This is a genomic window from Bifidobacterium adolescentis ATCC 15703, assembly GCF_000010425.1.
GTDB lineage: Bacteria > Actinomycetota > Actinomycetes > Actinomycetales > Bifidobacteriaceae > Bifidobacterium > Bifidobacterium adolescentis.
On the sequence record NC_008618.1, the window covers coordinates 343,481 to 369,372 of the forward strand.

19 protein-coding genes are annotated in these 25,892 nt (G+C 61.2%); 18 read left to right on the forward strand and 1 reads right to left on the reverse strand.

The window, feature by feature from the left end:
- The first annotated feature begins 71 nt into the window (after nucleotides 1-71).
- The 6 genes from rpsO (at nucleotide 72) to BAD_RS01405 (ending at nucleotide 9,834) form a co-directional block, all read left to right on the forward strand.
- A complete protein-coding gene (gene rpsO, locus BAD_RS01380; protein WP_003807806.1) occupies nucleotides 72-341 on the forward strand; it encodes a 30S ribosomal protein S15 in 270 nt (89 codons plus the stop codon).
- A gap of 229 nt (nucleotides 342-570) precedes the next feature.
- Nucleotides 571-3,249, forward strand: coding sequence for a polyribonucleotide nucleotidyltransferase (locus BAD_RS01385; RefSeq protein WP_003807809.1), 2,679 nt, complete (start codon nucleotides 571-573; stop codon nucleotides 3,247-3,249).
- 302 nt (nucleotides 3,250-3,551) lie between these two features.
- Nucleotides 3,552-4,112: a LemA family protein gene (locus tag BAD_RS01390; RefSeq protein WP_011742776.1), complete on the forward strand. Its 561-nt coding sequence runs from the start codon at nucleotides 3,552-3,554 to the stop codon at nucleotides 4,110-4,112.
- Nucleotides 4,113-4,250: 138 nt separating this feature from the next.
- Nucleotides 4,251-6,473: a DUF2207 domain-containing protein gene (locus BAD_RS01395; RefSeq protein ID WP_011742777.1), complete on the forward strand. Its 2,223-nt coding sequence runs from the start codon at nucleotides 4,251-4,253 to the stop codon at nucleotides 6,471-6,473.
- Between the two features lie 67 nt (nucleotides 6,474-6,540).
- Nucleotides 6,541-8,733, forward strand: coding sequence for a DUF2207 domain-containing protein (locus tag BAD_RS01400; protein ID WP_011742778.1), 2,193 nt, complete (start codon nucleotides 6,541-6,543; stop codon nucleotides 8,731-8,733).
- Nucleotides 8,734-8,970: 237 nt separating this feature from the next.
- Complete coding sequence (locus BAD_RS01405) at nucleotides 8,971-9,834, forward strand: aldo/keto reductase (RefSeq protein ID WP_011742779.1); 864 nt, start codon at nucleotides 8,971-8,973, stop codon at nucleotides 9,832-9,834.
- 101 nt (nucleotides 9,835-9,935) lie between these two features.
- On the opposite strand, the gene BAD_RS01410 is transcribed toward BAD_RS01405, so the two are convergent.
- On the reverse strand, nucleotides 9,936-10,613 hold the full coding sequence (locus BAD_RS01410; protein WP_011742780.1) for a LysE/ArgO family amino acid transporter: 678 nt from the start codon (nucleotides 10,611-10,613) through the stop codon (nucleotides 9,936-9,938).
- 274 nt (nucleotides 10,614-10,887) lie between these two features.
- Here BAD_RS01410 and BAD_RS01415 point away from each other — a divergent pair, with 274 nt between their 5' ends.
- From BAD_RS01415 to BAD_RS01470, 12 genes are all read left to right on the forward strand, one after another.
- Nucleotides 10,888-12,399 (forward strand): PLP-dependent aminotransferase family protein, encoded by a 1,512-nt coding sequence (locus BAD_RS01415; protein WP_011742781.1) that lies wholly within the window; start codon nucleotides 10,888-10,890, stop codon nucleotides 12,397-12,399.
- 90 nt (nucleotides 12,400-12,489) lie between these two features.
- Entirely contained in the window at nucleotides 12,490-14,079 is a 1,590-nt protein-coding gene (locus BAD_RS01420; protein WP_035010145.1) for a peptidase U32 family protein, read from the forward strand.
- Nucleotides 14,080-14,133: 54 nt separating this feature from the next.
- Nucleotides 14,134-15,165 carry a polyphenol oxidase family protein gene (locus BAD_RS01425; RefSeq protein ID WP_011742783.1) on the forward strand — a complete coding sequence of 344 codons (1,032 nt, stop codon included), beginning with the start codon at nucleotides 14,134-14,136 and terminating at the stop codon, nucleotides 15,163-15,165.
- Nucleotides 15,166-15,295: 130 nt separating this feature from the next.
- Nucleotides 15,296-16,123 carry an IspD/TarI family cytidylyltransferase gene (locus BAD_RS01430; protein ID WP_041777233.1) on the forward strand — a complete coding sequence of 276 codons (828 nt, stop codon included), beginning with the start codon at nucleotides 15,296-15,298 and terminating at the stop codon, nucleotides 16,121-16,123.
- Between the two features lie 76 nt (nucleotides 16,124-16,199).
- Complete coding sequence (locus BAD_RS01435; protein WP_041777234.1) at nucleotides 16,200-16,886, forward strand: pyroglutamyl-peptidase I; 687 nt, start codon at nucleotides 16,200-16,202, stop codon at nucleotides 16,884-16,886.
- 234 nt (nucleotides 16,887-17,120) lie between these two features.
- Nucleotides 17,121-18,554 carry a DivIVA domain-containing protein gene (locus BAD_RS01440; protein WP_011742786.1) on the forward strand — a complete coding sequence of 478 codons (1,434 nt, stop codon included), beginning with the start codon at nucleotides 17,121-17,123 and terminating at the stop codon, nucleotides 18,552-18,554.
- A gap of 22 nt (nucleotides 18,555-18,576) precedes the next feature.
- On the forward strand, nucleotides 18,577-19,914 hold the full coding sequence (locus BAD_RS01445) for a C1 family peptidase (protein WP_011742787.1): 1,338 nt from the start codon (nucleotides 18,577-18,579) through the stop codon (nucleotides 19,912-19,914).
- 429 nt (nucleotides 19,915-20,343) lie between these two features.
- Entirely contained in the window at nucleotides 20,344-21,477 is a 1,134-nt protein-coding gene (locus BAD_RS01450) for a 3-deoxy-7-phosphoheptulonate synthase (protein WP_003807841.1), read from the forward strand.
- A 57-nt stretch (nucleotides 21,478-21,534) separates the two neighbouring features.
- Nucleotides 21,535-22,719, forward strand: a complete 1,185-nt coding sequence (locus tag BAD_RS01455; protein ID WP_011742788.1) for a 3-deoxy-7-phosphoheptulonate synthase — start codon at nucleotides 21,535-21,537, stop codon at nucleotides 22,717-22,719.
- Nucleotides 22,720-22,822: 103 nt separating this feature from the next.
- A complete protein-coding gene (mtnN, locus tag BAD_RS01460) occupies nucleotides 22,823-23,530 on the forward strand; it encodes a 5'-methylthioadenosine/S-adenosylhomocysteine nucleosidase (protein ID WP_003807845.1) in 708 nt (235 codons plus the stop codon).
- A 243-nt stretch (nucleotides 23,531-23,773) separates the two neighbouring features.
- Nucleotides 23,774-25,183, forward strand: a complete 1,410-nt coding sequence (locus BAD_RS01465; protein WP_011742789.1) for a sensor histidine kinase — start codon at nucleotides 23,774-23,776, stop codon at nucleotides 25,181-25,183.
- Nucleotides 25,183-25,887, forward strand: a complete 705-nt coding sequence (locus tag BAD_RS01470) for a response regulator transcription factor (RefSeq protein WP_003807850.1) — start codon at nucleotides 25,183-25,185, stop codon at nucleotides 25,885-25,887. The genes BAD_RS01465 and BAD_RS01470 overlap by 1 nt, the downstream gene beginning before the upstream one ends.
- Nucleotides 25,888-25,892: the final 5 nt, after the last annotated feature.

The window sequence follows — 25,892 nt, forward strand, 5'->3', positions numbered from 1 at the left end:
GTTTCGCCCGCGGATAGAGAGCGCGTCGGTATTGGGCCGGCAGCACCGCGCAGCAATATAAGGAGGATGCCGTGGCACTTACGGCTGAGGAAAAGCAGGAAATCATCAAGACCTACGCAACCCACGAGGGTGACACCGGCTCCCCGGAGGTCCAGGTTGCTCTGCTCACCAAGCGCATCGCTGATCTGACCGAGCACCTCAAGGAGCACAAGCACGATCACCACTCCCGTCGTGGTCTGCTGCTGATGGTCGGCGACCGTCGTCGTATGCTTGATTACCTCAAGCGCGTTGACATCAACCGTTACCGCTCCCTGATCGAGCGTCTGGGTCTGCGCCGATAACATTCTTCCGCCCGAGCGCCATATGGCGCCCGGGCGTTTTTGCATGACAGCCGAGTTCAAGGAACAGACAGTTTGAAGGCCCGAGGTTTGGGGCGCACGAGGTCTAGAATCTAGAGATGAGGAAGCGGCGGAGGCAACGCCGCGTCACGCATGTAGGAATCGGTTGGAGTCCGCTGAAGAGGACTGCCGATAGTAGGTACACAAGAAAAGAAAACAAAGGAGGAACCCTATGGAGGGTCCCGAAATCAAGGCTGTTGAAGCCGTAATCGATAATGGTTCATTCGGCAAGCGCACGCTGCGCTTCGAGACCGGTCGTCTCGCCCAGCAGGCGGATGGTGCCGTCGCCGCCTATCTTGACGATGATTCGATGATTCTGTCCACGACCACCGCCGGTTCCAGCCCGAAGGAGAACTACGACTTCTTCCCGCTGACCGTGGACGTGGAAGAGAAGATGTACGCAGCCGGCAAGATCCCGGGCTCGTTCTTCCGCCGCGAAGGCCGTCCGAGCTCCGAAGCCATCCTGGCCTGCCGCATCATCGACCGTCCGTTGCGTCCGCTGTTCCCGCACACCCTGCGCAACGAAGTGCAGGTCGTCGAAACCGTGCTCGCCGTCAACCCGGATGACGCATACGACGTCGTCGCACTGAACGCCGCCTCCGCCTCCACCATGATCTCCGGCCTGCCGTTCGAAGGCCCGGTCTCCGGCGTGCGTCTGGCCCTGATCGACGGCCAGTGGGTCGCCTTCCCGCGCTGGAGCGAGCGCGAACGCGCCGTGTTCGAAATCGTGGTCGCCGGCCGCGTTGTCGAGAACGGCGACGTCGCCATCGCCATGATCGAAGCCGGTGCCGGCAAGAACGCATGGCACCTCATCTACGACGAAGGCCAGACCAAGCCGGACGAGGAAGTCGTCGCCGGCGGTCTTGAAGCCGCCAAGCCGTTCATCAAGGTGATCTGCGAGGCCCAGGCCGAGCTCAAGAAGATCGCCGCGAAGGAAACCAAGGAATTCCAGCTCTTCCCGGAGTACACCGAGGATCTGTACAACCGCATCGACGAGATCGCCCACGCCGACCTCGACGAAGCCCTGTCCATCGCCGAAAAGCTGCCGCGCCAGGACCGCATCCACGAGATCAAGGAAGGCGTCAAGGCCACCCTCGCCGGCGAGTTCACCGACATGGAAGACGCCGAGAAGGACAAGGAAATCGGCAACGCGTTCAAGGAGCTGCAGCGCCAGATCGTGCGCCGCCGCATCCTGACCCAGGACTACCGCATCGACGGCCGTGGCCTGCGTGACATCCGCACCCTGTCCGCCGAAGTGGACATCGTGCCGCGCGTGCACGGCTCCGCACTGTTCCAGCGTGGCGAAACCCAGATTCTGGGCGTCACCACCCTGAACATGCTCAAGATGGAGCAGCAAATCGACGCGCTGTCCGGCCCGCAGTCCAAGCGCTACATGCACAATTACGAAATGCCGCCGTACTCCACCGGTGAGACCGGCCGCGTCGGTTCCCCGAAGCGCCGCGAGATCGGCCATGGCGCCCTCGCCGAGAAGGCCCTCGTGCCGGTGCTGCCGAGCCGTGAGGAGTTCCCGTACGCCATCCGTCAGGTCTCCGAGGCAATCGGCTCCAACGGTTCCACCTCCATGGGTTCCGTCTGCGCCTCCACGCTGTCCCTGCTCGCCGCTGGCGTTCCGCTGAAGGCTCCGGTCGCAGGCATCGCCATGGGCCTCGTGTCCGGCGACGTCGACGGCCAGCACATCTACAAGACGCTCACCGACATCCTCGGCGCCGAAGACGCCTTCGGCGACATGGACTTCAAGGTGGCCGGCACCTCCGAATTCATCACCGCCCTGCAGCTCGACACCAAGCTCGACGGCATTCCGGCCGACATCCTGGCGTCCGCCCTGCAGCAGGCCAAGGAAGCCCGCACCACCATCCTTGAAGTCATCAACGAGTGCATCGACGGCCCGGCCGAGATGAGCCCGTACGCGCCGCGCATCATCACCACCACCGTTCCGGTGGACAAGATCGGCGAGGTCATCGGCCCGAAGGGCAAGATGATCAACCAGATCCAGGAAGACACCGGCGCCGAAATCGCCATCGAGGATGACGGCACCGTGTACATCTCCTCCGAAGGCGGCGAGGCCGCCGAGAAGGCCAAGGAGATCATCGACCAGATCGCCAACCCGCACGTGCCGGAAGCCGGCGAGACCTACAACGGCAAGGTCGTGAAGACCACCTCCTTCGGCGCCTTCGTGAACCTGACCCCGGGCACCGACGGTCTGCTGCACATCTCCCAGATCCGCAACCTCGCCAACGGCGAGCGCATCGACGCCGTCGAAGACGTGCTCAAGGAAGGCGACACCGTTGAGGTGGTCGTGCAGGGTGTTGACGATCGCGGCAAGATCTCCCTTGCCATCCCGGGCTTCGAGGATCAGGAATCCTCCGCTCCGCGTCGTGACCGTGGCGATCGCGATGACCGCCGTGGCGGCCGTGGCCGTCGTGACGACCGCCGTCGTTCCGACGATCGCGATGATCGCGATTATGATGATCGTCCGCGTCGCCGTCGTTCCGACCGCGATGACGATCGTGATTATGATGATCGTCCGCGTCGCCGTCGTTCCGACCGTGACGATCGCGACTACGATCGTGACGACCGCCGTTCGTCCCGTTCCGATCGCGATGATCGTGATTATGATGATCGTCCGCGTCGCCGTCGTTCCGACCGCGATGACCGTGACTACGATCGCGATGACCGCCGTTCCGACCGTCGCCGTGGTAGCCGTCGTGACGACCGCAACCCGCGTTACGCCGCCGACGAGAACTACGACGAGTACCGTGCCGATCGCGAAGAGCGCTCCGAGCGTCCGCGTCGCCGCGTGCGCCGCGACTTTGATCCGTTCGAAGACTGACGTCTTCTCACGGATCCTTCGCAGCGAAGCTGCTCACTTCACCTACGAGAAGCCCACTGGGCTTCTCGCTTGACGGCTCAGCATTCGAAGACTGATGACACCTTCGCGCGGATTTCCCGCAGCATAAGATGATTATCTGAAAGGCCCGCCCCCGTGGGGCGGGCCTTTCTGCATTCCGACACGCTTGGCAAAACATGATGTCAATCGTTTTACGGGTGTATGCGCGCCGTGGAATGGTGCAGTCCTCATGAGAACATGATGGCAATAGAAGCAACGAAGCAGAGAAGCAGAGAGGAAATACGATGATCGTAGCCATTATTATCGTCGTCATCATCGTTCTTGTGCTGTTGTGGGCAATGTCCGCCTACAACGGGCTGGTTACGCTGCGTAACCGGGTGAAGAACGGCTGGGCGCAGATTGACGTGCAGCTCAAGCAGCGTGCCGACCTCATTCCGAATCTGGTGGAAACCGTCAAAGGCTATGCTGCCCATGAATCCAACGTGTTCACGCAGGTGACGCAGGCTCGTGCCGGCGTCATCCAGGCTGCGCAAAGCGGTGATGTGCAGCAGCGCATCCAGGCCGAGAACCAGCTGAGCCGTGCGCTGGTGAACCTCCAGGCCACCGCCGAGGCATATCCGCAGCTGCAGGCCAACCAGAACTTCATGGATCTGCAGGGGCAGCTCAAGGGGCTCGAGGAGAAAATCGCCTACGCCCGCCAGTTCTATAACGATGTGGTGCAGAAGTACAACACCAAGATCGAGGTCGTGCCGACCAACATCATCGCCGGACTGTTCCACTTCGAGCAGGCGGCGTACTTCCAGGTCGACGAAGCGGACCGTCAGGCTCCGCAAGTCAAGTTCTGAACGTTTCCATACAAGAAAGGGGAGCGCTGACGAGGTGTGATGTCTTGCCAGCACTCCCTTTCCTGTATTACGGTCCGTTGACGCCGAGACCATGCGTTGGTGCTTGAGGACCCTTGAGAGAAAACAGAGATACCGCCGATGAATATCAGACGTACGTTGGTCAGTCTGCTGTCCACGATTGTGGTCACGTTGACGATGTTGGGCATCGTGCTCATCAATGCGCAGACCTCCGATGAGGAACCCGATTTAAGCTACCGCACGCTTGACTACGACGTGGCGGTGCAGAGGAACGGCGATCTCAAAGTCACGCAGCATATCGACATGAGGCTGAAGGACCGTGGCCGTGACTGGAAGCAGATGTATCAGCGGTATACGCTGAAATCCAAGAATCTCACGGATATCAGCGATATTGGGGTCAAGGACGTATCCAACGGCGAGACATACCGCCAGGGCGACTTCGTCTTCCCCGACAATGCCGACAACTGGAACGACGAGCATGCGGGACGGTGGTACATCGTGGACGTCACTGAGGATGAGAACGATCCTCAGCCGTTCAATCCGCAGACCGATGGGTTAAGTGATGACGGTCAGGCCGACAAAACACTTGAAATCGGTTGGAATATTCCACAAACCGTATCCGAGGACAGTCTCAAATTCGATGTATCCATGACGCTGCATGGCGTGAGCACCGCCTATGACGACGTCGTCTCCTTCCAATGGGAGCCGTTCGGCGAGGAAAACCAGATTCCCATCGGTACGGTGACGGGCAAAGTCACATTCCCCAACGGCATTAACGGCAAGAATTCGTGGGCATGGCTGCACACCAAAAATACCTCCACCACGAACCGCGGCGATAATGGTTCCCTGATGTTCTCCGCCAATGATGTGCGCGCCGGCGACTATTTGGATGTCGTGGCCATGTTCGATGCCTCGCAAGCGCAAGGCGTGGCACGCACCAAGTCCGGCGCATACAAGCAACGGCTTATCGACGATGAAACCAAACAGGAACGGGAATGGAGGTCCAGTCAGCATACGAAGGCCGTCAAACGGGTGGCCGGCTGGATATTCGCGGCGTTGATCGGCATCGCGCTTGCTGTGGCGGCGCTGTATTTCGCCATCGTCAGCTTCCGCAAATCGCAATACAAGGGCGATATCGAATACTGGCGGGACCTGCCTGACCTAAGTCCAGCAGCCGCCGCGAAGATGGAGGATATCATGAGCGCATCCTCCTCGATATTCGGTTCCGGCAAGACCAAGAACGCCGACAAACTGGCCAACAGACAGATGTCCGCCACGGTGATGTCGCTTGCCTCGAAAGGCGCGATCGCCATCTATCCGGGGCCGGTGGACCTGTATAACGGCATTGATTTGACCACGACGAGCGCGGCTTCGGTGGCTGGCATGCTCGGTTCCAATGCGGCGTCCGCGCGCAAACTGAAGAAGACCAGCACCATCGCTATCATGCCGGTGGTGTGTGACGACATCGGTTCGTTGCTGCTCAGTTCCTCCGAAAGAGCGGTGCTTGACATCCTGCTTAAAGCGTCATCGCGTCTGCATGATGCGCAGGTGTTTGATTTGAAACAGATGAGCAAGGCCTTCAAACACTATTCGAGCGGTTACAAGCTGTTGGAAACCTTCGACAACGCGTGCTCCATGGAATTCGATGACTTACATGCCGTCAAGCCTATGGGATTGCTCAGCTATCTGTTCAGTGGGCTGGGTATTGCGTTCGCCTTCTTCCTGGCGTTGAAATACGTGCAGGACGGTGAGCTTGCCGTGGCGCTGGTCGTCTGCGTTCCGGTGGTCGCGCTTTGCGCTTTCGCCGCAGCATACGGGAAACGCTATGTGCTGACCGATGAGGGGCAACGCTATGGTGGGCAAGTCGCCGGATTGAAACGCTATCTTACGGATTTCAGCGATTTCACCGACCGAGGCGTGCTCGACATGACGTTGTGGGGCCGGTACATGGTGTATGCCACCGCGTTCGGCATTTCCAAGAAGGCGATGGCCCAGCTAGCCAGAGCATATCCCGAAGTGGCCGATCCGCAGTGGTTGGATGAGCATGCCGGCACCTCGTACATGTACATGCCCTTGCGTTCCAGCAGCCTGCTTGGCGCATCCGTCGGCACGTCGCTTGGCGCCTCCACGATTGATCCGGCCGCATTCAGCGCGAATTTCGGCGATCTCGGTGCGCAGCTGAGTTCCAGTTTCGCCGATGTGCGCAGCACGATCTCCGCGGCGGCCCCATCCTCCTCATCCGGAGGTTCCGGAAGCTCCGGCGGTTCCGGTGGTTCCTTCTCCGGCGGCGGTTTCGGAGGATCGTCCGGCGGCTCCGGCGGCGGTTCGTTCGGAGGCCGATGAAACAGACGTACTGGCAAACGCACCATGGCCGCATTGGCCAGTCGTAGAGAGCAGGAAGGGGTGAACAATGAACGGTAAACGGTACGGACGCGGGCTAATCGCCGCGTTCAGTGCGCTGGTGGCGGTGGTTGCCATCATCCTTGCGGTATTCGTCATATCCGGCGACGAGGCGGACCTGAGCTACCGCTCCGTCGACTTCGATGCACGGCTCCAGAGCAACGGCGACATTAGATTCACAGAGCATCTGGACTACCAGCTGAAGCGTCGCGAGGACGGCAACGGTGACACCAAGCCGTGGAAACAGCTGTATCTGACGTTCAAACTGCGCAACCAAGATCTGACGAACATCACCGACATCTCCGTGACCAACGCATCCACAGGCGAGGAATATACGCAGACCGATCCACAATTGCCATCCGGCATATCCGACGGCACATGGGACTCGACCTATGCCGGCCACTGGTACATCGCCGACACCACGGCCGGTTCCGACTCGCCGCAGCCGTTCGATCCCACTACCGACGGCATCGACCCGAATGGTTCCGGCGAGCAGAAGAACATCGAGATCGGCTGGAACATCCCCGCCACCGTCAAACAGAGCAGCCTCAAGTTCGATGTGAGCATGACGTTCCATGACATGGGCACGCGGCATAGCGACGTGACGAATCTCATGTGGGAGATGTTCCCTGAAAACAACCAGGTGCCGGCCGGCAAGGTCACCGGCACCGTGCGTTTCCCCAAAGGCATCGCCTCCAACAATTCGTGGGCGTGGTTGCATACCGAAGCCACCTCCCAGACATCGCGCGATGCGGACGGCACATTGCATTTCACCATCAGCGACCTGCGCACCAACCAATATGTCGACCTCGTCGCGGCCTTCGACAACACAGGCGCTGCCGGCGTCGAACGTACGCAGTCCGGCGATTATCTCGACGAACTGAAATCCACGGAGGCCGCCAAGGAACGGCAGTGGCGTGACCGACAACGGTTGAAGGCGCAGCTCACCGTCGCAGGCTGGTTGATTTGTCTGATAATCGGAGTGCTATGCTGCGTGCTGGCGATTCGTGGCGTGCTGTCGGCGAACCGCGAGGCCCGTTACCAAGGCGGCATCGAATATTGGCGCGATCCGCCGCAGGTCAGCCCTGCGGCCAGCGCGTATCTGATCGACGTGGTGGACGAATCCGTAGGTGACCGATCATCGCGTGCCATGACGGCGACGATACTGGCGTTGGTGGTCAAGAAGGCGCTTGCCGTCTACCCGGGGCCATCCAGCCTGTACCAAGGCATCGACCTGAGCCAAGCCAACGCCTCCGACCTCGCCCGCATGATTGCTTCCGATCCCAATCGAGCCAAGGCCACGGCTTCCTCCAGCACTCTGGTGATCATGCCGGCCGCGCTTTCCCATCGCAACACCCTCGGTCTGAGCCAGTCCGAGGAAGCCTGTCTGGAACTGCTGATCGGCATCTCCATGCGCGTCGGCTCGCCGGTGTTCGACTTCAACCAGATGGACACGGCCTGCTCCGACTGGGAGGAGGGCTACCAGTCCCTGAATCGGTTCAAGAGCGCCTGTGGCCTCGAATTCGGAGCGCTTGGCGCGGTGAAGAGCGTGAACGGACGGTGGTTGGTGCCGAGCCTATGTCTGATGGTCATCGGCGCTATTGGTATATTCGCCAACGGTGCGAGCAATATCGCGATGGCGCTGTGCTTGGGCGTGCCGTTCATCTGTATCGGCGTCTTCTGCATGGCCGCGGGCCGATCGGAAGGCATCACCGAACGCGGCCAGCAGTATGCCGGCGAATGCTTGGGACTCAAACGCTATATGGAAGATTTCTCCAATTTCTCCAATCGCGGAGCCCTTGATTTGACGCTATGGAACTGGTACATGGTCTACGCGGCGGCGTTCGGCATCTCCGAGAAGGTAGCGAGGGAATTCGCCCGCGCCTACCCCGAAGTCAACGACCCGCAATGGCTTGACACCTACGGTTATGACTCCTTGGGCTATTGGACCTATCGTTCCCAGGCGTGGAACGGTCCGATCAATACGAATGGCATGATGCCGGGTGGTATGTATGGCGGTACGCAATTCATGGGCGGCGTCGGTGACATCGGTTCGCAGATCAGCTCTGGATTCGCTTCGGTGAGTTCCACGATTTCCGCGGCCGCGCCTTCCTCATCCTCTGGCTCCGGCGGATCCTTCTCCGGTGGCGGCTTCGGCGGCGGTGGCGGAGGCGGCGGCGGTGGAGGCGGCGGAGGCCGATAGCCAAGGCGCCGCCGCGGCAGCGCTGTCTGCCCGTCATGCCGTTTCGTCATACGATCATTGGCATAATCAACGTGGCCCCGGCATGGAGAAGCCTACCGTTCGCCTATGGCGATTGGTAGGCTTCTCCATTGGAAACACACCTGAACGCTGACGTCGACCGGCTTGGCATGCTTTGCCGGAAAGACGCTTCGTGCATATGCCCGATGCAGGGCACGTGCCTGTTTGGAAGGACAAGACATGACGTTATTCCGCGATCTCGGACCATTCCATACCACCGCCATCGGCCACGGCGAGATGCCGCTAACCATTGAAAACAACCGGGGCCACGATGTCGGTATCGAGACCTTGCATGCATCTTTGGATGCTGGCTGCCGTCATATCGACACCGCGTGGGCGTATTACACCCCCGGTGAGGAGGAGCAGACCGGCGAAAAGCTGGTCCGCGAAGCACTGGAGACCTGGAAGGGACCTCGTGAGGAAGTCACCGTGGCCACCAAGGTCGGTCTGCGCCGCGCGTGGGATGGCGACAAGCCGATCTGGCCGCGCGACGGCAAGCCGGAACACCTCATCGAATACGGCAAGCAGTCCGCGCAGGCGCTCGGCGTCGACTCGATCGACCTGCTCTACCTGCATCGCCACGATCCGGAAGTGCCGTACAACGAGTCCTGCGAAGGTATCAAGGCGCTGCTCGACCAGGGCGTTGCCCAGTGGGCGGGTGTGTCCAACGTGAGCATCGAACAGCTCAAAATCGCACAGGAGATTCTCGGCGACAAGCTCGTTGCCGTGCAGAACCAGTATTCGCCGATCCATCTGGAAACCCAGGACACGTTGGAATACTGCGCGAAGGAAGGTCTCGCCTTCGTGTGCTGGAGTCCGCTCGGCGGCTACCGCCACCCGTACGACGAGCACCTGTTCGACCCGTTCCGCGAAGTGGCCGCCAAGCATGGCGTGAGCTACCAGCGCGTGGTGCTGGCTTGGGAGCTGGCCAAGGGCGACCACATGTTCGTGATTCCGGGCGCACACCGTCCCGAAACCATCCTCGACTCCCTGAAGGCCGACGAGCTCGAACTCACTGACGAGGAGCTCGCCTTCCTCGGCTGAAAAAGCACTGCCCGTCCGCATTTTGTTAGCCCAACCACTCAGCTCGGGTAGCAAAACACGGACGGGCATACGTTTTTGCGGAACCGGACGGCTATCGGGGATTACAGCACGGCCATCGCGAAATCAGCTAGTAGTTTGACGCCGTACAGCACCACCACCGCGCCACACACGCGGTTCATCGCGGTGATGATTCGCGGGCTGAACTTGTGGCTGAACAGCGACACCAGCAGGGTGATGCCGAAGAACCACAGTGCCGACGCGGTTTCCACGCCGGTGATGAACGGCGTGGACTGACCGACGGTAAGCGTCGCGCTGAACGCGCCGAGCATCAGCGTGCCGTCGATGATGGCCTGCGGATTGCACCACGTCACCACACCGGCGGTGACGATGGTGTGCAGCAGCTCGCTGTCGCCGCCGAATTTCGAAGTGACGCGTTGCGCAAGGCCCTGCGATTGCGAGGTCTGCGACTGCGGCGTTTGCGCGGCGCCATCATCGCCACCCTTGCCGGGAAACAGCAGACCCGCGCCGATACGGATGACCACCAAGCCGCCGATCGCCAGAATGGCCAGCTTCAGCCATGCGTGGTCCTGCATGAGCTTGCCGATGCCGAAAAAGCAGGACAGCGACAACGACACGTCGAAGAACAGTACGATCAGCGCGGTCAGCAGCGCGCGGCGGCGCGGCTTGGTCAGCGCCGAATCGATGACGAACAGATTCTGCATACCGATCGGCGCGACATACGCCAATCCCAACGTCAGCCCTTGGAAAAAGAATCCCATACTCGCCTCTTATCCATCCAAACATATTTGGTTGGTTGTAATCAACCCAGCCAAAACCAACCAAATTGCTCATTTTGTAATCGCAGGAAAAACCTCTATTCTGCGAAAAACAACGTAACCAGTGTCATATTGTATAGGTGTTGCTACAATAGGCAACCAGCCAAAAGCTGAGGTTTGGCTCAGCCAATCGCAGGACGGTCCACTGTCAGAAAGCAGATGCGCCGACCGCGGAAAACGCCGAACCATACCGACACCACCAATGTGAAGGAGCGTCATGGCACGCATCGCGCCGCTGAACATCGATTGGAAACCGGACCGTACCACCGGCGAACCCGTCACCGAACAAATCGTCGGGTACATGTGCGAACAGGTGCACAGCGGCAATTGGCCGATTGGCTCGCGTCTGCCGTCGCAACGCGCGCTCGCCGAATGGTTCGGCGTGAACCGGTCCACCGTCATCGCGGCCATCAACGAGCTGTCCGATTATGGCATCGTCGAAGGGCAGCATGGAGCGGGCACGCGAATCGTCAGCAACACGTGGTCGCTGATGCTGCCGGGCGCGCCCGACTGGGCCGATTACGTGGATTCCGGCTTCTTCAAAGCCAACAACGACACCATCCAAGCCATCAACCGGTACGAGTTCACGCCGAACATGACGCGCATCGGCACCGGCGAGCTCGACCCGCGGCTCTTTCCGAAAGCCATGTGGCGGCAGGTGCTCGGCGAGGCGGCGGACGAGATCGAAACGCTCGGCTACCCGCCGCCCGAAGGCCTGCCCGAACTGCGCGAGGCCATCGCGGCGCACATGCGCGCCACCGGCGTCGACTGCACGGCAAGCCAGGTGCTGGTCACATCCGGCGCGTTGCAGGCGCTGCAGATGATTTCGGTGAGCCTGCTGCCGGCCGGCACCACCGTATACGCGGAATCGCCGAGCTACATCAAGTCGCTGCAGGTGTTCCAGTCGGCCGGCATGCATCTGGAAGGCGTGCCGATGGACGACGACGGCCTCAACGTGCAGGCATTGCGCGGCCTGCTGGCGGAAGGGGAGCTTGACACCGGCCGTCCGGCGCCGCTCAACGCGCGCAACCGCAAAGGCAATGCGATCCTGTACACGATTCCGACCAATCACAATCCGACAGGCGTCACTATGAGCGACAAACGCCGGCATGAACTGGTCGAGCTTTCCGTGGACAGCCGACTGCCGATCATCGAGGACGGCGCCTACCGCGACCTGTATTTCGAGGATGATGCCCCGCTGCCGTCGCTGAAGGCCCTCGATGAGACCGGCATGGTCATCACGCTCGGCAGCGCGTCCAAGTCGCTGGCTCCCGGCTTGCGCATCGGATGGCTGGTCGCCGCCGAACCGATCGTGCAGCGGCTCGCCGACGTGAAAATGCAGATGGACTACGGTGCGAGCGTGCTGAGCCAGTGGACGTTCGCGCGATTCCTCACGAACGGCATGTACGACGAATACGTGGCCGGCCTGAAACGGGAGCTGCGGCACCGCCGCGACCGCGCGCTCGTTACGCTGCAGGAGAAAATGGACGGGCTCGCCCACTGGAACGTGCCGTCCGGCGGCTTCTACATTTGGATGACCTTCGACCGGCCGATACGCATGAACCGCCTGTTCCAGCTGGCCGCCGAACGTGGCGTGCTGCTCAACCCCGGCGACATCTACGATTTCGCCGCCGACAACTCCCTGCGCCTGAGCTACTCCTACACCACGCCGGAAGAGTTCGCCGACGCCGTGGACGTACTCGCCGCCGTCGCACGCGAGCTGGCGTAGCCCGAGCTTGCGTAACGGCTGGACGGGCTTTGCCTGTCCCGTGAATCTACGACAATATCTGATGGTCTTTTACGAGTAAGAGGAACATCCGTGCAAAGAAGAAACAAGCCAGAAGTGTTGGCCCCCGCAGGCAATTTGAGGGGACTGAAAACCGCGGTCGATTACGGTGCGGACGCCGTCTACTGCGGCGGCAAGGCGTTCGGCATGCGCAGCGCGCCGAAAAACCTGAGCCTCGAGGATTTCGAGGAAGGCGCACGCTACGCCCACGAGCGTGGAGCCCGCGTGTACGTCACCTTCAACGTGCTGCCGCGCAACAACGAGGTGGAAGCCATGCGCGAATACCTCGGCAAGCTGAAGGACACCGGCGTGGACGCGCTGATCGTCTCCGACATCGGCGTGATGCTCATGGCCAAGCAGGTGGCTCCGAACCTCGAACTGCATGTGAGCACGCAGGCCGGCGTCACCAACTACCAGGCCGCCAACGCGTTCTACGAACTGGGCGCGCGCCGCGTGGTGCTGGCCCGCGAAATGGACCTGCAGGCCGTGCGCGACATCCGCGCCCGCATTCCCGACGACCTCGACATCGAATGCTTCGTGCATGGCGCGATGTGCATGGCCTTCTCCGGACGCTGCCTGTTCTCCAACTATCTGACCGGCCGCGACGGCAACCACGGCGAATGCGCGCAGCCGTGCCGCTGGAAGTATTCGATCGTCGAAGAGAAACGCCCCGGCCAGTACTTCCCGATCGAACAGACCGCGGAAGGCGCGTACCTGTTCAATTCGCAGGACATGAACATGCTCGCCCACATCGACGATCTGCTTGATTCGGGCGCGACGAGCCTCAAGATCGAAGGCCGTTCCAAGAGCGCCTACTACATCGCCGCCATGACGAACGCCTACAAGACGGCCGTCAACGAATACATGGTCCAGCGCGGCTTCGAAGATGCCGACGGCAATGTTCTGAAGCCGTTCCGCGACCGCGTGATCCGTCCCGGTGACCCGGAATACGGCAAGCCGGACACCGAGGATGCGATCATGGCCAACGCCGATGGCGCGTTCGCCGGCAAGCCCGACATCGACGCCGTTCCCGTTGGGGGCGTGCCGTCCGGCAACGTTTCGGCTGGCAACGTTTCGTCCGGCAATATCGCGATTGGCGAGCCGGACAATCTGAGCTACCACGCACGCAGCACCCGACGCAAGTCGAACACCGCCGCCGAAATACTGCCGGAAGGCTGGCATCACGCCGGTGTACGGCCGGCACCGCATGTCACCCTGCCGGATTGGCTGCTCGACGAGCCCGACAAAGTGGCGCACCGCGACTACTCCACCGGCTTCTATTATCCGGAACACAAAGTGCGGCAAAGCACCGACCGTTCCGCATACTTCCGCGCATGGCTCGTCGTCGGCGAAGTGCTGTCATGGAGTCCGGAAGACGGAGGACGCGTGACCATCATGAGCCGCAACAAGATCGAAGCCGGCCAGGAAGTCGAATTCGTGCTGCCCGGCGCGGCCCCCTTCGCCTACACCGTGCCTGCCGGCGGTTTCCGTGACGCCGACGGCCACTGGGTCGAAGCCATCAACAACCCGGCGCACGTCTTCTCCATGCCGTGCCCACAGGAGGTGCCCGTCAACGCGGCCATCCGTTCGCGCACGAAAAAGCCGACGCTGAAAGCCGAATAGAAGACGGCAATCGCAAGCAGGCCTTCCAATCGCAAAACCAAGGAAAAACAAGACATGAGCAGCACACAATACGATGACGCGATCCTCGATTCCAACGCCATCGACCCCACTGACAAAAACGGCAACCCGATTCCCGTGACCATTCCGATCATGCTGGCCCCCGGCATCAAAGTCGTCTACACCACGCGACTCGGCGGCACCAGCGAAGGCGATTTCGCGCACTTCAACCTCGGCGGCAAATCCGGCGACAAACCGGAACACGTGCTCGCCAACCGCAAGGCGCTCGCCGACGTGCTCGGCGCGAAAATCAGCCTCATCAGCCAGGTGCATTCCGGCGACGCGGTGGACGTGGACGAATCATTCGTCATCAACCAGCCGTTCGGATTCGACGTGTCCGGCACGAAGAAGCCGGAAGACGAGACGGACGGCGAAAACAACGCGACGGGGAATGACGGTGAGCCGACCGTCATCGAAGCCGACGGCCAAGTGACGTCCCGGAAGAACGTGGCGCTCGGCATGTTCGCCGCCGACTGCCTGCCGGTGCTCATGGCCGATCCCGAAGCCGGCGTGATCGGCGCAGCGCACTGCGGCCGTCGCGGTCTGCAGAAAGGCGTGATCGGCGCGACCATCGAGAAGATGGTGTCCAAGGGCGCCCAGCCGGAACGTATCGTCGCCACGCTCGGCCCCTGCATCTGCGGCGACTGCTACGAGGTCGGTGGCGACATCGCCGACGAATTCGATGCGCAGTTCCCGGGAACCTTCACGTTGAGCCGATTTGGCCAGCCGGGCATCGACATCGCCGCGGCCGCCCTGCAGGAGCTTGCCAAAGCGGGCGTGCCGGCCGACAACATCGTCTCATCCCGTCCACGCGTCAACGCGGCCACGCAGTACCTGTCCGAAGACGAGGAACTGGCCGGCATCTGCGCCGCCGATGGCGAAGGCGATCCGAAGCTTTCCGAACGGTTCAACAAGATCCGCCGCAGCCTGTGCACGCTCGAAAACCCGCTGTGGTTCTCGCATCGCCGCGCGTCGCTCGCCAAAAAACAGCATGAAGGACGCATGCTGGCGCTGATCGTACGCGAATAATCACCATACGAGTCATACAAGCCACGCGATTCGTGCGATTCGAGTGATTCGCGTGGCCACTGTTGCGGATTGCGTGCAGAACCCGCCGTGGAACGGGGTGGCATGCGGCCGCGGCTTTACGGTGGAGCATATGAGTAAGGGAGAGCAGATGCAGGAACAGAAGATGCCGGTCGTGGCCGTGGTGCTGGCAGCGGGATTCGGCACCCGATTCGACGAGAACAACCCCAAGCAGCTGGTGTCGGTGGGCGGCAAGCCAATCGTCTGCCGGAGCATCGAGGCATTCGAAAACAACGACCGCATCAGCGACATCATCGTGGTGGTCAACGAACGCGTCGAAGAGACGGTGAACGAGCTTATCGACGAAGCCGGCTACGCCAAAGTGCGGGCCATCGTTCCCGGCGGCGCCGAACGCGTGGACAGCACGCTCGCCGCCCTGGACCTGCTCAAGCAGGCCGGCATTCCCTCCGGCGCGAAGATCCTCATCCACGACGGCGTGCGTCCGTTCGTCGAGGAGCGGTCCATCGACGGCTGCATCGACAGCCTGGACCAGTTCAATGCCGCCACCGTGGCCTACGCCTCCACCGACACGATTCTGCTCACAGAGGATCTGGGCGACCGCAAGGTGGTCAAATCCGTGCCGGAACGTCCGAACACCTTCCGCGCGCAGACCCCGCAGGCGTTCCGTTTCGGTACCATCGTCAAAGCCTACGAACTGGCCGCCGCCGACCCCGACTTCCATCCGACCGACGACACGCGCGTGGTGGTGGACTACCTGCCCGACGAGCCGGTCGCCATCGTGGACGGTTCCGAAACGAACCTCAAAATCACCACGCCATCCGACATGCCGATCGCCGAAGGCATCGCCCGCAGCCTCGACCCCGAACACGCCAAGGAGGAAGCCAAGGCGCGCATGCACGCCGTGTTCGCCGAGGCGTTCTCCCAGATGCACAGCCGTTGATTTTCATCGAACGTTAAGTCCGTCGACGTGTCGGCAGACTTAACGTTCAACACATTCACCACGTACACTGGAAACCATGCAGCAGATCAACATCGTCATCTCCGGTTTCACGCCCTACGAAGGCATCGACGTCAATCCGGCCGTGCTCGTGCCGGCGGCGGTAGCCAAGCAATGGGGCGATCCGGCGCAATCGCAGGCGATCTCCGAAGAACTGCTGCAGGACATCGCCGTCACCGTCACCAACGTCACGCTTCCGGTGAGCTTCGCCAAAGCCTGGCCCACACTGCTGGAAGCCATCGAACAGGCCAAGCCGGACATCGTCATCGCCACAGGGCTCAAGCGCACCTCCCGTGGCATTCTGCTGGAACGATGCGCCACAAATCTCATGGATGCGGCCAAGCCGGATGCCGACAACGTGATTCCGCCCCGCCGCCCGATCGACCCGGAAGGTCCGGCCGCGTACTGGACGCGCCTGCCGTTGCGGTCGATACTGCACGATTTCGCCAAACACGAGATTCCCGCCGCGTTGAGTTCCGACGCCGGTACGTTCGTATGCAATTCGCTGTTCTACCATCTGCTCAACTGGTCGGCGGGCCAGGAACGTCGCATTCTGTCGGGGTTCGTCAGCCTGCCGATCGTCAACGGTCGGCCGCACGAACGTGGACTGCCGATCGAACAGCAGACCGCTGCGGTCGATGACGTACTGCGTGAATCGGTACGATACTTCCTGCAACCCTCGTCAAGCGACATTCTGCTTGGCTGAGGACGGCTCCGCTTTCTACGGCACGATTTTCTGCGACATGTGAGTCATGCGGTTTCGACACGTGGTCGCGGACATACCGCCATACCCCCGACAGACTTTTTCGAACGATTTCTGTGCTCTCTGTGAGAATAATGCATTTCGTTCTGCGTGCCGCCTGCTGACTGAGATAGAGTACTGAACGAGTGCGCGCTGGCAGATGCGCGAAGTGTAGGGAATTCGTGAAAGGAAAAGGGCATGGTTGAGCAGTTCCCAATCGTGTTGAGGGGGTACGACAAGGATCGAGTCGACGAGGCGTTCGCTTCGGCTCAGGAGACGGTGAACCGTCTGCGTGAGCAGGTCAAGGCCGACGACCAGACCATCCTTGAGCTGCAGGCGCAGCTGCAGGAGGAAAAGAACAAGAAGGCCGCTCCGAAGTCCTTCGCGTCACTGGGCGCCAACGCCCAGCAGATGCTCGCCAGCGCGGAACAGACCAGCGCCGAGCTGCTTGAACGAGCCAAGAAGGACGCTTCCGCGGCCCGCGCCACGGTGCAGCTGCAGGCTGAAACACTGCTGAACAACGCCAAAATCGACGCCAAGCGCATCATGGACGACGCCAACGCCAAGGCGGCCAAGGTGCTCGGTGACGCCAAGGACGAATCCGAAGCCATGAGGGCCAATGCCCAGCATGAGGTCGACCAGATGCGCAGCGAGGCCCAGAAGGCCGTGGTGGCGCAGCGTCAGACCGTCGATCTGGAACTGACCAACTCCCGTGAGGAACACGGCAAGCGTCTTGCCGCCGAACGCGCCACGCAGGAACGTGAGATTTCCGACATGCGCACCGAGGCGACCAGCAAGATCGCCGAACAGCGCAAGAACGCCAATGAGGAGATCTCCCGCCTGAAGAGCGAGACCAACGACCAGATCGAATCCGCGCTTGCCGAAGCCAACAAGAAGCTGGCGGACGTGCGCGAGCAGGTGTCCAAGATGATGACCGACGCGCAGCGCCGTGCCGCCGAAATCACCGACACCGCCAAGGCGAAGGCCCAGGAGATCACCGACGAGGCGGAGGTGCACCGCACCAAGACCATCAGCCAGGTCAACGCCGAAGTGGAGCAGATCCGCGCCGACATCTCCGCCCAGCAGGAGGAGGCCACGAAGAAGGTCAATGAGCTGCTCACCGACCTGAACGAGCGTCGCGAGGCCGCCAACAAGCAGGCCAGCGAGTTGATTTCCTCCGCGCAGAAGACCCGTGACGAGGCTGAGGCGTACGCTTCCAGCAAGCGTGACGAGGCGGACGCGAACGCGGCAAGCATCCTCAAGCAGGCCACCGAAGACGCCGACGAGCAGATCAACGAGCGTCGTGAGGCCGCGAAGAAGGAACTGGACGGCGTGCAGCAGCGCATCGCCGACCTGCAGAGCCGTGAGGCCCAGATCACGCAGCGCGTCAGCGAACTGCGTGCCATGTTCTCCAACGCGTTCTCCGGTTTCGGCATGAACGACCTGTCCGTGGTCAACGCCGTCGATGAAGGCGAGCCTTCCGACGCGCAATCTGATGACGACGCGCAGCACGACGATGAGACCGCCGCACCGGCAGACGCCGACACGCAGGATGCCGTCGAGAACGATTCCGCAGCCGAGACCGAGCCGGAAGGCGACGCCGAATCCGCAGACGCTTCGCAGAACAACTGAAACCATAGAAAGGGAATGGATAATGACCGACATCACGCCATTGAGCGGTGATGAACTGAACAAGCTCGTCGACGATTTCGAAGCAAGCGAGCACAATCGCATGGCCATGAACGCCGTCACGACGGCCGGCATCGACAAGGTGGCGCGCAACTACGATCGCGCCCGTCTGATGCAGCGTCGTTTCTCCACCGTCGTGGACAACGGCACCGTCACCCATCAGGACCGTTCCGGCCGTTGCTGGCTGTTCAGCTCGCTGAACGTGGCCCGTTTCGTGGCCAAGCAGAACATGGGTCTCAAGGAGTTCGAGTTCTCCCAGAACTACGCCATGTACTACGACAAGCTCGAACGCGTCAACTACTTCCTGAAGGACGTGGCCAAGCTGGTGCGTGCCGGCGAGCCTGCCGATTCGCGTCTGATGCAGCATCTGCTGTCCGACGTGATGGGCGACGGCGGCCAGTGGACCATGGCCATGAACGTGTACAAGAAGTATGGCGCGGTGCCGAAGGACCTGTTCCCGGAGACTGAATCCTCCAGGAACACCGGTGAGATGAACGTGCAGCTGCGCCGCATGCTGCACACCGCGGTTGCGCATATGTACGCTGATCCGTCCGCGATCGATGCGATCATCGCCGATGCGGTCGCCGCCGGTCACCGTATTCTGACGATTCACTTGGGCGAGCCGCCGAAGAGCTTCGATTGGGAGTGGACCGACAAGGACGGCGAGTTCCACCGCGATGGCGAGATCACGCCTGTCGAGTTCTGGAAGAAATATGTGGGTTCCGCCGATTTGGAAAGCTATGTCTGCCTGGTGGACGATCCGCGTCAGGAGCACGTCAAGGGCAAGAAGATCGGCATCGAGCATCTGGGCAACGTGGCCGGGGGAGACCCGACCGAGTACCTCAACGTGCCGAACCAGTTCATGAAGGACTGCGTGCGTCAGATTCTTCAGGAACAGGGCATTCCGGTATGGTTCGGCGCTGATTGCCATCCGATGATGGACCGTGAGAACGGCGCGTGGGCCACCGACCTGTTCGAGTATGGCCGCGTGTATGGCGTCGATTTCGATCTGGACAAGGAACAGCGTGTCCGTTTCGGCGATTCCGCGATGAATCACGCGATGGCGTTCGTCGGTGTGGATGTGGATGAGGATGGCCACACCACCCGCCGTTGGCGTGTGGAGAACTCGTGGGGAGACAAGATTGCCGACAAGGGCTACTTCACCATGAGCGACGACTGGTTCACCGAATACGTCTACGAGGTCGCCGTCCCCAAGGTCCTCCTTCCCGCTGAATACCTCAAGGCCCTAGAAGAACCCGCCACCATGCTCCCCGCGTGGGATCCGATGGGAGCGCTGGCCTAAGGCCAGCGCTCCCTGAGCCGACGCGCCGTTAAGCAAACAGTCCTGTGGACTGTTTGTAGGCGCGGCTGAGGCCGTCAGGCCGAAGGCACGGCGAAGGTAGTATTGAGTCCACGCGGAGCGTGGTCCGTAATTGCAGGGCCGAAGGCGCGTTGGCTATGTAGCGCGCGAAGCGCGCGTAGCCAACACGCGCCGAGCGTTAAGCGAGAGCCCAGTGGGCTCTCGTAGCGAGGAGAAAACGCCGACAGGCGTTTTCATTTAGATTTAGCCCGGGTCAACCAGCCCGGGTTTTTCTTTTGTCTTTCCCACGTCACCCCCACCCATTCCACCATGCAGTCGCCCATCCCCATATTCCGTCCCCATCCGTTAAGGTAACGACGGTGGCGCTATCGCGCTACGCAAGCATAATGATGCAGGGGAGGAACAGAAGCGATGGCAGGTCTTCGCGGTCCGGATAGTTCGAAGGATGCACAGCTGTTGGATGAGCGCGCCGTGTTTCCGGAGACCGTGGATGTCAATATTCGTCAGCTTGACCCGATTCCCGCTCCCCGATATTTTCTGAAGGAACTTCCGCTCACGAACGAGATGAGCGATCTGGTGTTGAAGTCCCGTCAGGAGATTCGTGACGTGCTGCATGGCCGTGACGATCGTCTGCTGGCCATCGTCGGCCCGTGTTCGATTCATGATCCGAAGGCTGCGCACGAGTATGCGGAGAGGCTTGCCGCCGTCAAGAAGGAGCTTGATGATCGTCTGGTCATCGTCATGCGCGTGTATTTCGAGAAGCCGCGCACCACGATCGGTTGGAAGGGTCTGATCAACGATCCTGATCTTGACGGCCAGTTCAATATTCGCAAGGGCATGTTCATGGCTCGCAAGGTGCTTACCGACGTGCTGGGGCTCGGCTTGCCCGCCGCTACGGAATGGCTTGATCCGATTACCCCGCAGTATATTTGCGATCTGATCAGCTGGGGCGCTATCGGCGCGCGTAATACGGAAAGCCAGGTGCACCGCGAGCTGGCGTCCGGCATGTCCATGCCGATCGGTTTCAAGAACGCTACGGATGGTTCCATCAAGCCGGCGGCCGATTCGTGTTTCGCGGCCGCTTTCGAGCATCATTTCCTCTCCATCAATCTGGATGGTCGTGTGATTTCCGCGGAGACCAAGGGCAATCCCGACTGCCATCTGGTGCTGCGTGGTTCCTCGCATGGTCCGAACTACGATGCCGCTTCCGTGGCCCAAGCGTTGGCGGATCTCAAGGCTTCCAAGGCTTCCGGACCAAGCGAGCATGGTCTGATCATCGATGCCGCGCACGGCAACTGCGGTAAGAACGAGGTGCGCGAGGCCGAAGTGGTCGAAGAAATCGCCGCACGCGTCGCGGCCGGCGAACAGGGCATTCTCGGCATCATGATGGAAAGCTTCCTCAAGGCGGGCAATCAGAAGCCCGCGCCGCTCGACCAGCTGGAATACGGCAAGTCGATCACCGACGCATGCGTGCCGTGGGATCGTACCGAGCAGCTGCTGCACACGCTTGCCGACGCGGTCGACGCGCGTCGCAAGCTTGGCTGATGTTTCTGCGCCATCGTTGCTATCCTTGGGAAAGGAAGCGACAAGGAGAGCGAGATCATGCAGCAGCAGCTGAATACGCCTGAGGATTTACGTGCCATTAGGCAGGCCATGGATGAGGGCAAGAATCCGCTGGTGGAGACCGACGTGCCGCGCTGGGAGGACCAGGTGGGCATCAGCCGCATCGTGAACCGCCGCGTGCTGGAATTCGAAGTGTTGCCCACGCCGGCGCAGGTGTTGGGCGACCTGCCGTTGAGCGAGCAGGCGCAGGAGATCGTCGCCTATTCGCGTGATGAGATTCGTGCCTGCCTGTACGGTCAGGACGATCGCCTGCTGGTGGTTGTCGGTCCGTGTTCCGTTCACGATCCGAAGGCCGCGCTCGATTACGCGCGTCGCCTGTCCGCGTTGAAAGGCGAGTTGGATGGCGAGCTGCTGATCGTCATGCGCGTGTATTTCGAGAAGCCGCGCACCACGGTCGGTTGGAAGGGTCTGATCAACGATCCGGATATCGACGGCAGCTGCAATATCAGGAAGGGCTTGCTGTTGGCCCGCCGCACGCTGCTTGGCGTGCTTGACGAGGGTTTGGCGGCGGCCACGGAGTTTTTGGAGCCGACCAGTCCGCAGTATATTTCCGACGCGATTAGCTGGGGTGCGATCGGCGCGCGCAATACGGAAAGCCAGGTGCACCGGCAGTTGGCGTCCGGCCTGTCCATGCCGATCGGCTTCAAGAACGCCACGGACGGTTCCATCAAGGCTCCGGCCGATTCCTGCTTCGCTTCCGCACAACAGCACACGTTCTTCGGCATCGACCATCTTGGCCGCGCCGCCGTGGTCAAAACGCTTGGCAATCCCGACTGTCATGTGGTGTTGCGTGGTTCCTCGCACGGCCCGAATTACGATGCCGCTTCGGTGGCCAAGGCCATGGACACCATCCGCGCCGAAATGCCGGCCGATTCCGCTGCGGCACATGGGCTGATCGTCGACTGCTCGCATGGCAACTCCGGCAAGGACGAGCATCGTCAGGCGCAGGTGGTGCGTGACATCGCGGGCCGTATCGCCAAAGGCGAGCAGGGCATCACCGGCATCATGATGGAAAGCTTCATCGAAGGCGGCAACCAGAAGGCCGCGCCGCTCGGCCAGCTCGTCTACGGCAAGTCCATCACCGACAAATGTCTGAGCTGGAACACCACGGAACAGCTGCTACGCGAGCTTGCCCATGCGGTGGCCGTGCGCCGCTGGAAGTGACCGATTCGATTCACTATCCGCGCGATTGCAGAAAATTCGGGAAACGCGAATCGCAATCGCGTAAAACAACACTCAAGACAGCACGTAAGACAGGGAGGGTGCAATGACCGCAATCGCCATCATTGGCGCCATGGATGAGGAAGTCGCCAATATCGCAACGGCACTGAGCAACGTCACCGTCACCGAGGAAGCCGGCGTCAAGGTGACGCGCGGCACCCTCGAAACCAACAAGGGCACCGCCGTCAACGTTGCCGCGACCGTCGGCGGCATGGGCACCGTCAACATCGCCGCCACCACGCAGCATCTGATCGACGCTGACCAGCCGGACGCCGTGATCTTCTCCGGCATCGCGGGCAATCTCAACACGAATCTGCACATCAACGACGTGGTGCTCGGCGGCACCCTGCGCTATCTCGACACCGACATGCGATTGGTGGGACAGTTCAAGCCCGGCACCGCCGACCGGCCCATCGAGGAATACCATAGCGACGACCGTCTGCTCGAACTGGCCGACCAGGCGCTGAACGACTTGAACATTCACCATATCGTCGGCATCATCGCCACCGGCAACTATTTCGTCGATGATCCGCAGAAGGTCGAGCAGGTGATCCGTGAGACCGGCGCGGACGCGGTGGAAATGGAAGGCGCCGCCGTCGCGCATGTCGCCGCCCGCAACGACGTTCCCGCATTGGTGATTCGCGCGTTGAGCGACAACGCGGACACCGACTACGAGGATTTCAAAACGTTCGACATTTCCGAATACGCGGACACCGCCGCGAAACTGACGGTGAACATCGCCAAACGCATGTAGCGTTCATGTGGCGTTGCGAAACGCCTAACGTTGCGAAAAGCCGTTTCCACATCCCGTTTGCCGCATGACCCGTCATCATGCATCGTCATATCGGCAAACGGGACGTCTCATATTCCGATATGCTGCGTTTCGGAAGATGAACGGCAGGAAAACTTCCGGTGGCGTGAGAGAATCGCATACGCGAAAGCCTCTCCGAAACCGCTAGTCTTAAGGAAGAACTGAGGATTATCGGAAGGTGAACGCATGACGTTGGAGCAGATGCTGGCAACGCCGTCGGTGGTTGCGGCATTGGTGGTCGTGGCCGTGGTCGTGTTCGTCGTGGCGTTCCTGCTTGGCCGCAGACGAGGCTTCCAGGATGTGCAGGACAGCGTCGACCCCAATGATCCGAGCCTGTTCGGAGCTGCGAAGAACACGTCCCTGTTCGGCCCCCGCGTTCCCGTGCAGTCCACGGAACGCCAGCTGGTGGCCGTCATGCCCGAAGCTTTGGTGGTCGTAGACTCGCTGGCCACGGTCCAATACGCATCCCCGGCCGCGCGGCGCTTCGGCATCATCCACGACCAGGCGATGGCGCTCGCGGAAATCCGCGACATCGTGAAACTGGTCTCCACAGACAGCGTGGTGCGCGAACGCGAACTGACCATCCCCCTGCACGGCCGCACGCGAACGGGCGTGGTGAACACGAACGGCAAAGGCGTCGAAGCCGGCAAGCCGCTGCCCGAAGACACGCTCTACCTGCACGTGCGCGTCGGACAGATCGCCGACAACCTATTTGCGATTTTCATTTCCGACATGAGCGAGCAACGCCGTTTCGAAATCATGCGGCGCGATTTCGTCACCAACGTCTCGCACGAACTGAAAACCCCGGCAGGCGCGATTTCTCTGCTCGCCGAAACGATCGGCGACGCGGCCGACGATCCGGACGCGGTGAAATACTTCTCCGGCCGAATCTCCAAGGAATCCGAACGATTGACGGAACTGGTCCACCGTCTGATCGACCTGCAGAAAGCGCAAAGCGCGGCAGCGATGCTCAACGCGGAACGGCTGTCCGTGCTGCCCGTGGCACGCGAGGCGCTCGCCGAAAACCAGGTCAAGGCCGAATCGAAGCACATCAGCCTGGTCCTGTCCGTGAACGGCCGGCAGGTGCTGGTGCATGCGAACGCCGAGGAACTGGCCAAGGAAGCCGAACAGAACCTGGACGTGTTCGTGGTCGCTGACCATGAGACCATCAAAACTGCGGTGAAGAACCTGGTGGAGAACGCCATCAACTATTCGCCGGAACATACCACGGTGGCCGTCGGCATCGGCATCGAATCCGGCAAGGTGGCGATTCGCGTCGTGGACCAGGGCATCGGCATCCCCGCGGCGTCGCTCAGCAGAATTTTCGAGCGATTCTACCGCGTCGATCCGGCGCGCTCCCGTGAAACCGGCGGCACCGGCCTGGGATTGGCCATCACCAAGCATTGCGTCGAGGATTGCGGCGGCACCATCTCCGTATGGTCGCGTGAGGGGGAGGGATCCACCTTCACCATCACGATGCCGCAGGCTTCGGGCGCTGCGGAACCCGACCATCCGGCGGATTCGGCGAATGATAACACCCGTGAAAAGAAACAGTCCGGCCACTCCACCACAACAGAGAATGAGGAGAACCACTGATGACGCGAATTCTGATCGTCGAGGACGAAGAGTCGTACCGTGAGCCGCTGGTCTACCAGCTCACCCGTGAAGGGTACGACGTGTCCGCCGCGGCCACCGGTGAAGAAGGATTGGAACTGTTCACCAAGGGTGGTATCGATCTGGTGCTGCTCGATCTGATGCTGCCCGGTCTTGACGGCACCGCGCTGTGCCGTCGGATCCGCGAGCAAAGCCGTGTGCCGATCATCATGCTGACCGCGAAAAGCGCGGAAATCGACAAGGTCGTCGGCCTTGAAATCGGTGCGGACGACTACATCACCAAACCGTATTCCTTCCGTGAGCTGCTGGCACGCATCCGCGCGGTGCTGCGCCGCAACCAGATGGTCGCCGAATCCGGAGAAGCCGCCGACGACGATATTCCGCTCGTATGCGGTGACATTTCCATGAGAATCGGCCAGCATGAGGTGACGGTCCGCGGCGAGAACGTGTTCTTCCCGCTGAAGGAATTCGAACTGCTGGAATACCTCATGCAGAACAAGGGCCGCGTGATGACCCGCCACCAGCTGATCGACCGCATCTGGGGCTCCGACTATGTCGGCGACACCAAGACGCTGGACGTGCATGTCAAGCGCGTGCGCGCCAAAATCGAGGAGGACCCGGGCCATCCCAAGTATCTGACCACCGTGCGCGGCCTCGGATACAAGATCGATACGCCAAGCGAATGATGATG